This window comes from Pedobacter sp. MR2016-24 (assembly GCF_026239655.1).
GTDB lineage: Bacteria > Bacteroidota > Bacteroidia > Sphingobacteriales > Sphingobacteriaceae > Pedobacter.
Genome location: NZ_JAPIVO010000001.1, coordinates 47,934 through 61,250, shown reverse-complemented (window position 1 = coordinate 61,250; position 13,317 = coordinate 47,934). Strand labels below are relative to the sequence as shown.

At 40.9% G+C, this 13,317-nt stretch carries 15 protein-coding genes; 10 read left to right on the top strand and 5 right to left on the bottom strand.

The features are described 5' to 3' along the window. Nucleotides 1-57 precede the first annotated feature (57 nt). A complete protein-coding gene (locus OQX62_RS00275; RefSeq protein ID WP_265829268.1) occupies nt 58-1,113 on the top strand; it encodes a nucleoid-associated protein in 1,056 nt (351 codons plus the stop codon). 3 nt (nt 1,114-1,116) lie between these two features. Here OQX62_RS00275 and OQX62_RS00270 read toward each other — a convergent pair whose 3' ends face one another. Continuing rightward, a complete protein-coding gene (locus OQX62_RS00270; RefSeq protein ID WP_265829267.1) occupies nt 1,117-2,028 on the bottom strand; it encodes a bestrophin family protein in 912 nt (303 codons plus the stop codon). A gap of 88 nt (nt 2,029-2,116) precedes the next feature. Further along, entirely contained in the window at nt 2,117-3,304 is a 1,188-nt protein-coding gene (locus OQX62_RS00265; protein ID WP_265829266.1) for a class I SAM-dependent rRNA methyltransferase, read from the bottom strand. Between the two features lie 92 nt (nt 3,305-3,396). Between OQX62_RS00265 and OQX62_RS00260 the strand changes: the two genes are divergently transcribed. The 3 genes from OQX62_RS00260 to OQX62_RS00250 all read left to right on the top strand — a co-directional run bounded on the left by OQX62_RS00260 (nt 3,397) and on the right by OQX62_RS00250 (nt 4,900). Further along, entirely contained in the window at nt 3,397-3,732 is a 336-nt protein-coding gene (locus tag OQX62_RS00260) for a tRNA-binding protein (RefSeq protein WP_265829265.1), read from the top strand. Further along, on the top strand, nt 3,733-4,206 hold the full coding sequence (locus OQX62_RS00255) for a nucleoside deaminase (RefSeq protein ID WP_265829264.1): 474 nt from the start codon (nt 3,733-3,735) through the stop codon (nt 4,204-4,206). An 82-nt stretch (nt 4,207-4,288) separates the two neighbouring features. Next, nucleotides 4,289-4,900, top strand: coding sequence for a superoxide dismutase (locus OQX62_RS00250; protein ID WP_265829263.1), 612 nt, complete (start codon nt 4,289-4,291; stop codon nt 4,898-4,900). A gap of 58 nt (nt 4,901-4,958) precedes the next feature. Here OQX62_RS00250 and OQX62_RS00245 read toward each other — a convergent pair whose 3' ends face one another. Then, nucleotides 4,959-5,891, bottom strand: a complete 933-nt coding sequence (locus tag OQX62_RS00245) for a hydrogen peroxide-inducible genes activator (protein WP_265829261.1) — start codon at nt 5,889-5,891, stop codon at nt 4,959-4,961. A 58-nt stretch (nt 5,892-5,949) separates the two neighbouring features. Then, nucleotides 5,950-6,879 carry a GDP-L-fucose synthase gene (gene fcl / locus OQX62_RS00240; RefSeq protein WP_265829259.1) on the bottom strand — a complete coding sequence of 310 codons (930 nt, stop codon included), beginning with the start codon at nt 6,877-6,879 and terminating at the stop codon, nt 5,950-5,952. Between the two features lie 93 nt (nt 6,880-6,972). Here fcl and trmB point away from each other — a divergent pair, with 93 nt between their 5' ends. The 6 genes from trmB (at nt 6,973) to polA (ending at nt 12,593) form a co-directional block, all read left to right on the top strand. After that, the gene (trmB, locus tag OQX62_RS00235) at nt 6,973-7,623 is read left to right on the top strand and encodes a tRNA (guanosine(46)-N7)-methyltransferase TrmB (protein WP_265829258.1); all 651 of its coding nucleotides are present in this window, start codon (nt 6,973-6,975) and stop codon (nt 7,621-7,623) included. Next, complete coding sequence (locus OQX62_RS00230) at nt 7,623-7,949, top strand: MGMT family protein (protein ID WP_265829256.1); 327 nt, start codon at nt 7,623-7,625, stop codon at nt 7,947-7,949. Before trmB ends, OQX62_RS00230 begins: the two co-directional genes overlap by 1 nt. A gap of 20 nt (nt 7,950-7,969) precedes the next feature. Then, nucleotides 7,970-8,311 carry a carboxymuconolactone decarboxylase family protein gene (locus tag OQX62_RS00225; protein WP_265829255.1) on the top strand — a complete coding sequence of 114 codons (342 nt, stop codon included), beginning with the start codon at nt 7,970-7,972 and terminating at the stop codon, nt 8,309-8,311. 8 nt (nt 8,312-8,319) lie between these two features. After that, the gene (locus OQX62_RS00220; RefSeq protein WP_265829254.1) at nt 8,320-8,883 is read left to right on the top strand and encodes a DNA-3-methyladenine glycosylase I; all 564 of its coding nucleotides are present in this window, start codon (nt 8,320-8,322) and stop codon (nt 8,881-8,883) included. Next, a complete protein-coding gene (locus OQX62_RS00215) occupies nt 8,884-9,582 on the top strand; it encodes a type II CAAX prenyl endopeptidase Rce1 family protein (RefSeq protein WP_265829253.1) in 699 nt (232 codons plus the stop codon). A 197-nt stretch (nt 9,583-9,779) separates the two neighbouring features. Further along, the gene (polA, locus tag OQX62_RS00210; protein ID WP_265829252.1) at nt 9,780-12,593 is read left to right on the top strand and encodes a DNA polymerase I; all 2,814 of its coding nucleotides are present in this window, start codon (nt 9,780-9,782) and stop codon (nt 12,591-12,593) included. A 36-nt stretch (nt 12,594-12,629) separates the two neighbouring features. On the opposite strand, the gene OQX62_RS00205 is transcribed toward polA, so the two are convergent. Then, complete coding sequence (locus tag OQX62_RS00205) at nt 12,630-13,307, bottom strand: metal-dependent hydrolase (RefSeq protein ID WP_265829251.1); 678 nt, start codon at nt 13,305-13,307, stop codon at nt 12,630-12,632. Nucleotides 13,308-13,317 lie beyond the last annotated feature (10 nt).

The following is a 13,317-nucleotide window of genomic DNA, read 5'->3' as shown; positions in this document are numbered from 1 at the left end:
ATTATTCAATTCGTAAGGAGTATTTTTACGGCCGCTATAATTTAAACAAAGGCAAATATGATCACTTTTTTCGAAGCGTCTCTGGCAGAGCTTTCTATACACAGGATAGGTAATAAGTCGCAGGATGAATTTTATGTACTATCTGAAGCTTCTTTACAGATCCAGGATGAGTTCTTAAAAAATCTGCTGATCCAGTACTTCCTGAGTCCTTATGAAAAAGTAAATGAAATCTATCGCTTCACCCATGTCAATGATGATCTGAACCTGAATGAGGTCTATCATTTTGTGGAGCAAATATTTGAAAACGGGCAGCACTTCCATAAAAACAGTCAGGAACTAGCGAAGTATCTCTTCGAAATTTCCAGTCACCCTAAAATTAAAGCAGGAGAGCTTTATGTAGCTTACTTTGAGAATGTTCAGATTGAAGGAGATCTGCATGATGCTATAGGTATTTTTAAATCGGAAACTAAAGAGACTTATCTTAAAGTTTATCCGGAGCAAGCGGGATTTGGCTTAAGCTATGAAGAAGGTGCCATCAACATCAGTAAACTAGATAAAGGCTGCCTGATCTTCAACACTGAAAAAGAGGAAGGCTTTAAAGTAGCAGTGATCGATCAGACCAACCGCAGTGCAGAGGCGGTATACTGGAAAGATGAATTCCTGAAGCTTAAAGTAAGGAACGACAATTACAACCAGACCAATAATGTACTGGGCGTTTATAAGAGCTTTGTTACGGAGAAAATGGATGAGGAGTATGAAATCTCCAAGGCAGATAAGATAGATCTGTTAAACCGCTCTATGAAGTACTTTAAAGAGAAAGAAACCTTTGATTTGGATGAGTTTTCCAACGAAGTGATTGGAAATAGTGATGGTATCGCATCTTTCAAAAACTACAAGAAAAGTTATGAAGAAGAATTTGACACCCCTATTCAGGATGCATTTGAGATTTCCGGTGCTGCCGTTAAAAAACAATCGAGCGCATTCAAGAGTGTGTTAAAACTGGATAAGAACTTCCATATCTATATTCATGGCGACAAGGACCTGATCGAAAAGGGATTCGATGACGATAAGGCGATGAACTATTACAAGGTATTCTTCAAGGAAGAAGAATAGTGCTTAAAGCACATATTCTTCATTAATGGGTTGTATAGGTTTAGGGATTTTATCGGCACCGATCATTTCGAGCAGATTGATCTCTATGTTCCTTGTAATCTGATTTAAAGGGATTGAGGCAGAATTATTTTCGAAGGGATTGACTAAACTCATTCCGTTTTTTTGTGTAGAAACATAAACAAAACCAACCAGCCAGCCCAGGAAGATGGACCATAAACCTGCATACTGACTAATAACAAGCGTCAGGGATACGACAAACAACCAGATAAAAACCTTGGTGAGGTAATTATAGGTAGTCGGAAATACCGTTTTCTGGATGCGCTCAGACATACCCATCTCATCCGTAAATTTGACCAGCAACTGGTTCATCTCCATAAAACGGAAACCGTCGATCATTCCAGACGCACTAAGGGTCTGCAATTCCCTTGTTTGGATGGTAAGGATAGCATTAGGAACGTTGGTATGACCGTTTATTTCTTTGATATCCTTTTCATCCAGGTATTGTGAATATGTTTCATCTACAGCACCGCGTAAATTAGCTTTCAGTGCATACAGAAAAGCAATATGCCGGCAAACCAATCTGTTTTTCAGGATGGTAAACTGGCTGTTTTCCAATTCATGTTGTGAGATATATGCAATTACACATCTGGCCCATGACCTGGAATCATTGACCAGTGCTCCCCATACCTTGCGGGCTTCCCACCAGCGGTCATAAGCCTGGTTATTATTGAAACCCACGAAAAAGGCAATGGCTGTACCCAGCACTGTAGGGATAATTGCCGGTATTTCGAAATGGTGTTTAATTAAAAATTCCCTCACCAGGTAAGCTCCTGTGCAGGAAACAATCATAATGATGTCTACCTGCCAGGTATCTCTGAGTATTCTGCTAATCTTGATGTTTTGTGCAACGAGCATCTGGATAAAATTAATTATGTAAATAGTTTACCAAAGCAATTTTTTAGCCATCAGCACCGTTTTTTAGCATACTTTCTTACAAAGAGAACTATAAAACTCTTACTAATAAACCTTTCAGATACTCGCCTTCAGGAAAGGAAATTCTTACAGGGTGATCTTCAGGCTGGTGAAACTGTTTGATGATTTGTACTTCTTTTCCTGCATCTAACGCAGCCCAGGCAATGATTTGTTTGAATGTCTCCAGATCCACGGCACCAGAACATGAATATGTAGCCAGTAATCCACCACTTTCTAACAACAACATACCCAGCCTGTTCAAGTCTTTATATGCACGCGCTGCTCGGTCTAACGCAGACCTTGAAGGCGCATACTTAGGCGGATCAAGCACAATGATATCAAATTTCCTGCCTTCTTCCTTAAAGATACGTAATTGTTTGTTAACGTCTGACTGTATGCTGGTTTGCTGCGCAGTATCAAAACCGTTTAAGCCTAAATTATGACTTAATGTTTCCAGCGCTAAAGCAGAACTGTCAACGCTGGTGACGTGTGCTGCGCCTACTTTGAGACTGTTCAGTGTAAATCCTCCACTGTAAGAAAAGCAGTCCAGTACATTTTTACCCTTTGTATAAGCGGCCAGGATTTCCCTGTTGTCCCGCTGGTCACAATAAAAACCTGATTTTTGTCCGTCAGCAATATTGATCTGGTAACGAACGCCATTTTCTTTTACTTCAACAAACTCAGGAGGGTTTTCGCCCCAAAGTAAGCCTTGTGAAACCTCCAGGTTCTCATGCGTGCGTGCATTGGCATCACTTTTATCGAAAATTCCCAGCGGGTTTAATTCTTCTCTTAAAATCTCAATAATTTCTGCCTTGGCATTCTCCATTCCTGCACTGAGAATCTGCAGCGAAAGGAAGTCCGCATATTTATCCACAATCAATCCCGGAAGATAATCAGCTTCACTAAATACCAGTCTGCAGGTATCTGTATCCTGATGATTCAATACATGAGCCCTTGCAGCAATCGCATTTTTTATTTTCTGGTGATACCACTCTTTATTGATTATCTGGTCTTCTTCCCACTCCAGGAGTCTGATGGCTACCCTTGATTGATTGTTATAATAACCATAAGCAAGAAAAGTCTGATCAGCCGCATAAGCTTTAACAACTTCCCCATTTACTGGTGTCCCTTTAACTTTATCTATCGCTCCCGAGAATATCCATGGGTGTCTTTGTAATGCGGCTTTTTCTTTGCCTTTCTTAAGTACAACATCAATCATGCTGCAAAGGTAATAAAAAGGGATTCGGTAAAAAGGAGATTTTATTACGATGAGATTTGTAATTTTAGCCATGTTTGTTAAAACAGGAAATAATGGAAGAAATTAGCTGGAATGATTTTGAGAAAGTAGAGTTAAGAGCAGGAACGATTGTTGAAGTTTTACTATTTCCTGAGGCAAGAAGACCCGCATATAAACTGAAGGTAGATTTTGGCGGGCTGGGCATTAAAATGAGCAGTGCACAGATCACTAAACATTATACGCCGGAGGAATTAATAGGGCAGCAAATTATTGGGGTTGTCAATTTTCCTAAGAAGCAGATCGGTAAATTCATGTCTGAGTTTCTGGTGACAGGTTTCGCGGATGAAAATGGTGATATTGTATTAACGACCTTGAATGGTCATGTGCCGAACGGCAGTAAAATGATCTAAATGAGTTATTATAATTTTTCAGAAGAAAAGAACCCCGTACAAGAGGACGAATATTTTATGGGCATTGCTTTGCAGGAAGCGCAAAAAGCATTTAAAATCGATGAAATTCCTATCGGAGCTATAGTTGTAAGTCATGGTCGTATTGTTGGTCGCGGGCACAACCTTACAGAGCAGTTGAATGATGTAACTGCACATGCAGAAATGCAGGCTTTCACCGCGGCAAGTCAGACTTTAGGGGGCAAATACCTTAAAGATTGCACGCTATATGTGACTATAGAGCCTTGTATTATGTGCGCTGGTGCGAGTTACTGGACGCAGATAGGTAAGATTGTTTACGGAGCTGATGAAGAAAAAAGAGGCTTTACTAAAAAAAGCAGTCAGGTGCTCCACCCTAAAACAATATTGAAAAGTGGCGTTCTGGCCGTTGAATGTGCGGCCTTGATGAAGCAGTTCTTTGCAAATAAACGCGGTTAAGTTGACAAACTATTGAACAAAACTTAACCTTTGAATGTTATATTTGTCTGAGAAATATATTTTAAACTTAAATCATAATCAAATGGCTTTTGAATTACCTGCGTTACCTTACGCAACAGATGCACTAGAACCGCATATCGATAAACAAACCATGGAAATTCACCATGATAAACATCATCAAGCTTACGTTACTAACCTGAACAAGGCTTTAGAAGGTAAGCCTGAAGCTTCACAAAGCATTGATGAAATCATCAAAAATATATCTAAGTTCCCTGCAGCTGTAAGAAATAATGGCGGTGGTCACTATAACCACTCTCTATTCTGGGAAGTTTTAGGACACAACAAAGGCGGCGAGCCTACAGGAGAATTAGCTGAAGCAATTAAATCTGCTTTCGGTTCTTTTGCTGATTTCAAAACTAAATTTGCTGAAGCCGGAACAACACGTTTTGGTTCTGGATGGGCCTGGTTAAGCGTTGGTGCCGATCATAAATTAGTAGTTTCTTCTACACCTAACCAGGATAATCCGTTAATGGATGTTGCTGAAGTTAAAGGTACTCCAATCTTAGGAATGGACGTATGGGAGCACGCTTACTACCTGAAATATCAGAACAAACGTCCTGATTACATTGCTGCATTCTGGAATGTGGTAAACTGGGATGCTGTAGCTGAACGTTTCAAAAAAGCAAAAGGATAATCGCTGCGATTACATATGAAGAAGGCCTGTAGACATCATGTTTACAGGCCTTCTTATTTTATAACCCTACTATGTCTTTTTTCTTTTTCTGCTTCATTGCTTTTGGGATAACAGCAAGTATCTCTTCTCTGAGTGCATTCAGCATTCTTTTTTTGATGTAATTTTTGTGGGTAGCCAGACTGATTTCCCTGACCGGTTCAGGGGATTTAAATGAGCGGACTTTACTCAGCTGTTTTGCGGTTAACTCTGCAAGTGCAAGCTCGGGTAATAACGTTGCACCGTTGTTCACGTCCACCATCCTGATCAGGGTTTCCACGCTGCCGGTATTATACGTAAGCCCCTGAAGACGGTTATCTTTTGTAGACCTGCAAATATTTAACACCTGGGAACGCATGCAATGCCCTTCATTGAGCAGCCAGATATTTTCATCCTCAAGGTCATTCGCATCAATGGTTTTCTTTTTGAAAAGTTTGCTGTTCTTGCTGAGGTAGGTGACGAAATTCTCGTAATACATCGGAATTTCCGTAATCGCAGGATCTGCCAGGGGAGTGGCCAGAATTCCGCAATCCAGCACACCTGTTTTTAAGTGATGAATGATATCTTCAGTGGTATATTCCCAGATCAGCAATTTAAGGTCAGGATATTTTTCCATCATGGAAGAAATAACCCGGGGTAACAGGTAAGGTGCTACCGTAGGTATAATACCTACTTTAAGTTCACCAACCACATCCTGCTGCTGACTACTGATGATCTCTTTTATTTTCTGGCTTTCCTGTAGAACCAGGCGTGCCTGCTCCACAATCTGGGAGCCTATTTCCGTTGGAACTACAGGCTGTTTACTTCTGTCAAATATTTTCACATTTAACATCTCTTCCAGTTTTTGTACCTGCATACTCAGGGTAGGCTGGGTAACAAAACACTTTTCTGCGGCACCTACAAAACTTCTGTAAGTATCTACCGCTACAATATATTCCAGTTGTACTAAAGTCATATAGCTAAAGTTTATTCTCTTTTTCAAAGATATAAACTTTAGCTATAGTAACGTGTAATTATGTATTTTTGGCTATGAAATCCTGGTATGCCAGTGCAATTCCTTCTTCCAGTTCAACTTTATGTTTCCATCCAAGCTGGTGTAATTTGGAAACATCCATTAATTTTCTGGGTGTGCCATCCGGTTTAGTACTGTCGAAAGTCAGCGTTCCTTCAAATCCGACTACTTTTTTGATCAGGAGTGCAAGGTCCTTAATGGTCAGATCTTCACCTGTACCAATGTTGATCAGATTAGGCTCATTGTAATTTTCCATCAGGAAATAACAGGCTTCTGCAAGGTCATCCGCAAAAAGAAATTCGCGCATAGGTGAACCTGAACCCCATACGGTTACTTCTGAAGTACCATTTTCTTTAGCTTCATGAAATTTACGGATCAGTGCCGGTAATACATGAGAGTTTTGAGGATGGTAATTATCATTGAAGCCATACAAGTTGGTTGGCATTACCGATATAAAATTACAATCGTATTGTGCACGGTAAGCATCACACATTTTTATACCAGCAATTTTGGCAATGGCATAAGGCTCATTTGTCTCTTCCAGTAAACCGGTCAGCAGGTACTCCTCCTTTAAGGGCTGCGGGGCCATTTTAGGGTAGATACAGCTGGACCCTAAAAACATTAGTTTTTTTACGTCATGTTTGTATGCCTGATGGATGACATTGTTTTGTATTGCAAGGTTTTCGTAAAGAAAATCGGCTCTGTAAGTGTTGTTAGCGATAATTCCTCCAACCTTTGCCGCAGCAAGAAAAACGTAATCTGGTTTTTCGAGGTCGAAAAAGTTTGTAACTGCCTGTAGATCCCGTAAATCCAATTCTGATGAAGTTCTGGTAACGATTGTCGAGTAACCTTCCTTAACCAGTTTACGGTATATGGCTGAACCAACCATTCCCCGGTGGCCAGCGATGTAAATTTTTGCATTCTTTTCCAATGTCCTCCTTTTTTTCTACAAAAATACGAATTAGAAACCAGCATCACTAAGAGAAGATTTAATTGTATTTTTGCGTAAAAATATTTTAATAGAGTGGGTAAAGATAAATTAAGGAAATTTGCTGAAATAGATACTTTTCACAACGTTTACCAGATGGAAGAAGGTAAACCATTACAGGGAAAATGGGCTGCTGAACATTTTAAAAACAACAATCCGGTAGTACTTGAACTGGCATGCGGAAAAGGGGAGTATGCTGTAAACATGGCCAAGGCCTTTCCTGAAAAGAATTTTATTGGCATAGATTTAAAAGGAAACAGGATCTGGAGGGGCGCCAGGACTGGTGTAGATGAGCAGATCGAAAATCTGGCCTTCCTGAGAATTCAGATTGAAGATATTGTGGATTACTTTGATCAGGATGAGATTGATGAAATATGGATTACGTTTCCTGATCCGCAGCCACAAGACAGCCGGGAGAAAAAAAGGCTGACTTTCCCGGGATTTCTGGCGAAATATAAAACCTTTTTAAAACCAGGGGCAAAGATTAACCTGAAGACAGACAATGATGGTTTATATGCTTATACAGTTGAAAAGGTAGAAGAACTGGGATTGGTTTGCCACAAAAAAACGGATCATTTATATACTTCTGAGTTTTATGATGAAGTGTTGAAGATCAAAACACATTATGAGCGAATCTATCTCAAACAAGATAAAAATATCAACTATATACAATTTTCTTTAGTCTAATGGAACCTTCATTTTACGATCAGGTGTATGAAATTGTACGGTTAATCCCAAAAGGGAGAGTAACCTCCTACGGTGCGATTGCAAAAAGTCTTGGTGCCGGCAGCTCCTCGCGACTGGTTGGTTATGCCATGAATAATGCACACGGGATCCTTCCAAAGATACCTGCACACAGAGTGGTAAACAGAAATGGTTTGCTGACGGGCAAGTTTCATTTCAGTCCACCCGCACTGATGCAGCAATTACTGGAGAATGAAGGGCTGGTGATTATTGAGGATAAAATCCAGGGCTTTAAAGCGCATTTCTGGGATCCTGCAACTGAACTGTAAAATGATTTAATCAAATAATAATGGGAAAATTAGTAGAAGAATTTAATGACTACCGTTCAAAGATGAACGATAGGATAATGGAAACGGCAAATACGAACATCAAGCGTTTTTTTGCACTGGACACCACTACTTATGCAGAAGGTGCTTTAGAAGTTAAGACCAAAGAGATGCTGGGATTGGTGGCCTCGATGGTATTGCGTTGTGATGACTGTGTCAAGTACCATTTGGAAAAATGCTTTGATGAAGGCGTAAGCAATGCCGAAATCAACGAGGTGTTTATGATTGCTAACCTGGTAGGAGGTTCTATTGTTATCCCGCATTATCGCCGGGCAGTAGAGTACTGGGATGAATTAAGTTTGTAAAAGATTTTATGGCCAAAGAAATAGTACGATGCAGCTGGTGCGGCAACGACCCGCTGTATATAAAATACCATGATGAAGAATGGGGCAAGCTGGTAAAGGATGATCATGTCTTGTTTGAATTCCTGATTTTGGAAGGTGCGCAGGCAGGGCTGAGCTGGATTACTATTTTAAGACGCCGTGAAAGTTATCGCAAGGCTTTTGCTGATTTCGACGTACAAAAAGTGGCCGCTTTTGATAATGCTGATGTGGAGCGACTGCTGCAGGACGCGGGAATTATCCGGAATAAATTAAAGGTGAACGGGGCGATCAGCAATGCCAGGTTATTCATCGCTATCCAGAAAGAGTTCGGATCTTTCTTTGCGTATATCTGGACATTTATGCCTGGCAGGGCGCCTATGATAAATGATGTTAAAAATTTAAGTGGCCTGCCTGCCCGTACTGAAATCTCTGACGCGATAAGTAAAGACATGAAGAAACGGGGCTTTAAATTTTTCGGTACCACTATTTGTTATGCATTTATGCAGGCAACGGGAATGGTGAATGATCATGTTTCAGGCTGTATAGCCCGTTAGATGATTTCTTTAATCCGGGATATTGCCGCCTATTTAAAACATCCGTATCTGGCGGGACTTCCGGCAAAAGTTGAAGATCCTTTCGGGCTGCTCTGGCGTCTAACGCTTATTTGCCTGATTTTGGGTATAGGTTCTGGTGTATTTATAGACAGGATGGTGGCTTTAAAACTGCTGGCCAGTCCGGGGCCATCCAGAATGGAACATTTAACAATGCCAATGGGTATCTTTTTCCTGATGGCCGTGGTGGTTGGTCCTGTTGGTGAGGAATTATTGTTCAGGGCTCAGCTCAGGCGATTCACGCTTACACTCTTTTTTATTGCGCTTATTCCGGGGGCTATCCTGACGCAGTTAACCGGAACAAGCTGGGCTTATATGGTCAGCCCATTCCTTTTTAGTCTCCTCTTTCTTGTCTACAGGCTTAACCTGTCAGGCAGCATTACCCTGAAATACGGCTTCTGGGTGAAAGCCTTTCCCTGGCATTTTCATCTTACGGCAGTTTGCTTTGCATTGATCCATCTGGGCAATTTTGAAAAAGGAATTTCACTCCTGCCTTTCGGCCTCCTGTATACCTTGCCCCAGCTCGCTATTGGTCTGATTTTAGGCTATACCAGGATGAATTATGGATTAAAGTATGCGATGGCCCTCCATGGCTTATACAATTTCTTCCCCGTGGTTCTCTTCATTTTTTCAAAACATTAAAGCTTAACCTGATTAGGTTTGATAACTGCCAGATGTTAACTTTGGACGTGAAATCTTCAACAGTACTGTAGCATAAACTAATGAGGGCTTCCAGAAAAAATTAAAATATATAATGAAACCCTCATGGGTTGATAGTTTGCCATAGCAATAACCACTTCATGAGCGCTTCATAATTTTCTAAAAATAACTATATTCCGATGAAAAAACTATTCCTGCTTGACGGTATGGCGCTGATTTACAGAGCGCATTTTGCATTGAGCAAGACCCCAAGATTTACTTCTACAGGTATCAATACCTCTGCAGTAATGGGCTTTGCAAATACTTTAATGGAAGTGCTTAAAAAAGAGAAGCCAAGCCATATTGCGGTAGTTTTTGATACAGAAGCACCAACTGAAAGGCATACTGATTTTGTAGCGTATAAGGCGCACAGACAGGCCATGCCGGAAGATCTGGCTGCGGCGCTGCCTTATATTTTTAAGCTGATTGAAGGATTTAAAATCCCGGTAATTACTAAAGACGGATTTGAGGCAGATGATATTATCGGCACACTGGCTAAAGAAGGTGAGCGTGCAGGCTTTCAGGTTTTTTGTATGACGCCTGATAAGGATTTTGCACAGCTGGTATCGGAAAACATCTTTATCTACAAACCCGCAAGGATGGGTAATGATATGGAAATCATGGGCGTACCTGAAGTCCTGGCCAAATGGGATATTGAAAATGTAGAACAGGTAATTGATATATTAGGTTTATGGGGTGATGCTGTAGATAATATACCCGGAATTCCTGGTATAGGAGAAAAGACGGCTAAATTACTGATCAAACAATATGGCTCTGTAGAAAATATCATTGCGCATTCACACGAGCTCAAAGGCAAGCAGAAAGAGAATGTAGAGGCTTTTGCAGATCAGGGAATGATTTCTAAAAAACTGGCCACTATTATTCTTAATGTACCTGTTGAATTTAACGAATCTACATTGATACTGGAGGAACCGGACAGGGAATTACTGGAGCCGCTTTTTGCTGAACTGGAATTCAGGACACTGGGGCGCAGGGTATTTGGCGATGGATTTAACATAGGCGACTCCAAAAACAGCGGCTCGCAGCAAACGGATTTATTCGGCGCAGTGGTAGATATGCCTGAAAATAAAATAAGGAAGTTTGACACTTTGCCTAATTTATTTGAACAGCCTGCTACGGCGAAAACGATAGCAGATACCAATCCAAATTACCAACTGGCGGATACTGCCGAAACACGGAAAGCACTGATAGACCTGTTGCTGCAGCAGGAGAGTATTTCCTTTGATACTGAAACTACCGGTACTGACGCCAATCTTGCTGATCTGGTAGGTCTTTCTTTCTGTATTCAGCCAGGCGAGGGATGGTATATCCCGGTGCCGGAAGACAGAACAGCAGCTCAGGCCATTGTGGATGAGTTTCGTGTAGTACTTGAAAATGAAAATATTGCCAAAATCGGCCAGAATATCAAATATGATATCCTGATGCTGAAATGGTATGGCGTAAATATCAAAGGTAAATTATTTGATACCATGCTGGCACATTACCTGATTGATCCTGATACCCGTCACAATATGGATGTGCTGTCGGAGAACTATCTGGGATATACACCAATTTCTATCATTTCACTGATTGGACCCAAAGGAAAAAACCAGGGTACAATGAGGGATGTTCCTGTAGAAAAAGTAGTAGACTATGCTGCGGAAGATGCGGATGTAACCCTTCAGCTGGCGAATGTTTTCAGACCGATTTTAAAAGAGCTTAATGCAGAAGAACTGGTCACCCATATCGAGAACCCGCTAGTTTATGTATTGGCTGATATTGAAAAAGAAGGCGTAAGGATAGATATGGATACGCTGATCAACTATTCAAAAGAACTTGAAATTGATATCAGGAAATTTGAACAGAATGTATATGATAAGGCTGGTATTGTTTTCAACCTTGCTTCCCCAAAACAACTGGGAGAGGTACTGTTTGATAAGTTACAGCTGGATCCGAAAGCTAAAAAAACAAAAACCGGTCAATACCAGACAGGAGAGGATGTTTTGTTGGCGTTAGCAAACAAAAGTGATATCGTTAAAGATATTCTGGAGTTCCGCCAATTACAGAAATTGAAATCTACGTATGTAGATGCCTTACCTTTGCTGATTAACCCAAAAACAGGTCGTGTGCATACCAGCTATAACCAGGCCGTTGCTGCAACGGGCAGGTTAAGTTCAAATAACCCAAACCTGCAGAACATTCCGATCCGTACTGAGCGGGGCAGAGAGGTCCGTAAAGCGTTTATTCCAAGAGATGCAGATCATGTATTGTTATCAGCAGATTATTCGCAGATAGAGCTGAGGATCATTGCAGATATCAGTAAGGAAGAAAATATGCTGGATGCTTTTAATAAAGGTATAGACATTCACACCGCTACTGCGGCTAAAGTGTACGGTATTACCATTGAAGAGGTGACACCTACACAGCGACGAAATGCGAAAGCGGTTAACTTCGGGATTATCTATGGGCAGTCTGCTTTTGGATTGTCACAAAATCTGGGTATTCCGCGTAAAGAGGCAGCTGAAATAATTGAACAATATTTTGCCCAGTATCCGGGAATAAAAAGATTTATGTCAGACACCATGAATTTTGCACGTGAAAATGGATTTGTGGAAACCATGATGGGAAGAAGAAGGTATTTAAGAGATATCAATTCTGCCAATCAGACTGTCCGCGGCTTCGCAGAACGTAATGCAATTAATGCACCTATACAGGGCTCTGCTGCGGATATGATCAAAATAGCAATGATCAACATCCATCAGGATATGAAAGACCAGCAGCTGCAGTCTAAAATGACCATGCAGGTACATGATGAGCTTGTCTTTGATGTGCTGAAAACAGAAGTGGAAGCTATGCGCAAGATCATTACGCACCGGATGAAGACGGCGATAAAAACAACGGTGCCGATAGAAATTGAAATAGGCGAGGGTAATACCTGGCTTGAAGCACATTAAAACAAAAGGTCCCGGAATTTTCCGGGACCTTTTGTTTTATAATTCAATCGTTTCACCAATTGCTGGTAAATAGAGATGTTTATTTTCTCTCTCGAATTTCGCTACGGCAGCATCAGTATCAATTGCTATTACCGGGAAGGTATTATAATGTACACCAATCACCTTATCGCAAGCAATGTATTTGGTTGCAATCAATGCGTCATCTACATCCATGGTATAATTACCTCCGATAGGCAATATCGCGTAATCCAGTGTATACAGATCAGCTAAAATTTTCATATCAGCATTCAGGGAGGTATCACCTGCAAAATAAATTGTTTTGCCTGCAGTTTCCAGTACAAAACCAGCAGGGTTTCCACCATAACTACCATCAGGCATGGAGCTGGAATGCGTTGCCCAAACCATACGCAGTCGGCCGAAATCAAAGTTGGCCACACCGTAATTCATCTGGTGAATGTTTGTGATGCCTTGTTTTTCTGCCCATGCAGCTACTTCAGGCATCGCAATTACAACTGCACCTGTTTGCTTGGCCAGCAACTCAAGATCTGCCACATGGTCACCGTGACCGTGACTGACCAGGATATAATCAGCTTCGATAATTTTGGTATCAATAGCCGATGCTAATGGATTATGCGTGATGAAGGGGTCAAAAAGAAATTTTTTGCCGTCTGCTTCTAAAAGAAAACAAGACTGGCCATAATAAGTATACTTCATTTTTTTTGTT

Excerpts from the sequence above, each read along its gene's own strand:
- OQX62_RS00275 (WP_265829268.1), top strand. The coding sequence starts at position 58 with ATGATCACTTTTTTCGAAGCGTCTCTGGCAGAGCTTTCTATACACAGG.
- OQX62_RS00270 (WP_265829267.1), bottom strand. The coding sequence starts at position 2,028 with ATGCTCGTTGCACAAAACATCAAGATTAGCAGAATACTCAGAGATACC.
- OQX62_RS00265 (WP_265829266.1), bottom strand. The coding sequence starts at position 3,304 with ATGATTGATGTTGTACTTAAGAAAGGCAAAGAAAAAGCCGCATTACAA.
- OQX62_RS00260 (WP_265829265.1), top strand. The coding sequence starts at position 3,397 with ATGGAAGAAATTAGCTGGAATGATTTTGAGAAAGTAGAGTTAAGAGCA.
- OQX62_RS00255 (WP_265829264.1), top strand. The coding sequence starts at position 3,733 with ATGAGTTATTATAATTTTTCAGAAGAAAAGAACCCCGTACAAGAGGAC.
- OQX62_RS00250 (WP_265829263.1), top strand. The coding sequence starts at position 4,289 with ATGGCTTTTGAATTACCTGCGTTACCTTACGCAACAGATGCACTAGAA.
- OQX62_RS00245 (WP_265829261.1), bottom strand. The coding sequence starts at position 5,891 with ATGACTTTAGTACAACTGGAATATATTGTAGCGGTAGATACTTACAGA.
- OQX62_RS00230 (WP_265829256.1), top strand. The coding sequence starts at position 7,623 with ATGGAACCTTCATTTTACGATCAGGTGTATGAAATTGTACGGTTAATC.
- OQX62_RS00225 (WP_265829255.1), top strand. The coding sequence starts at position 7,970 with ATGGGAAAATTAGTAGAAGAATTTAATGACTACCGTTCAAAGATGAAC.
- OQX62_RS00220 (WP_265829254.1), top strand. The coding sequence starts at position 8,320 with ATGGCCAAAGAAATAGTACGATGCAGCTGGTGCGGCAACGACCCGCTG.
- OQX62_RS00215 (WP_265829253.1), top strand. The coding sequence starts at position 8,884 with ATGATTTCTTTAATCCGGGATATTGCCGCCTATTTAAAACATCCGTAT.
- polA (WP_265829252.1), top strand. The coding sequence starts at position 9,780 with ATGAAAAAACTATTCCTGCTTGACGGTATGGCGCTGATTTACAGAGCG.
- OQX62_RS00205 (WP_265829251.1), bottom strand. The coding sequence starts at position 13,307 with ATGAAGTATACTTATTATGGCCAGTCTTGTTTTCTTTTAGAAGCAGAC.